Here is a 411-nt window from a genome sequence, read left to right as displayed (position 1 = left end):
TCACTTCGTGGTTGAAGCCCTGGACCATGACCTGGTCTTCGTGGCCTTCCTGGTAGGTGTTGCCGACCGAATCGGCGGTGAAGGCACCGGCGGTGATCAGGCCTTGTTTGGTGCCGGTGACGGACATATAGGCAGGTGTTGCCATGGGGGTTTGCTCCTTGCAAAAAATGAAGCCGAACAGGCGAAAAATGCCGTGCGACTGCAAGGAGACAGTTCAAGACGCGTGCCAACTGAAATTTAGTTGTTGTTAATCAGCAGCTTGTGTTTTTGCTGTACGTTTTTTGAGCACTTTTACGCGAGAAAACCCGAAAAAGTGCGCAACTTCTTGCGCAGTACTGTGCAAGAAGTTGCGCACTCGTCTGTAGGCCTTTATCCCAAAGGCCTAGGGAAATGTATGCACAGGGTTATCCA

1 protein-coding gene is annotated in these 411 nt (G+C 51.3%); it reads right to left on the bottom strand.

What is annotated here, in order from left to right:
- A partial coding sequence (tssD, locus tag QMX96_RS26735) for a type VI secretion system tube protein TssD (RefSeq protein WP_282362729.1) occupies nt 1-145 on the bottom strand: 145 nt, incomplete at its 3' end.
- Between the last annotated feature and the right edge of the window lie 266 nt (nt 146-411).

Origin of the sequence: Pseudomonas sp. PS01300 (assembly GCF_029960155.1) — a bacterium.
GTDB lineage: Bacteria > Pseudomonadota > Gammaproteobacteria > Pseudomonadales > Pseudomonadaceae > Aquipseudomonas > Aquipseudomonas palmensis.
This window is presented reverse-complemented; position numbering and strand designations above follow the sequence as displayed.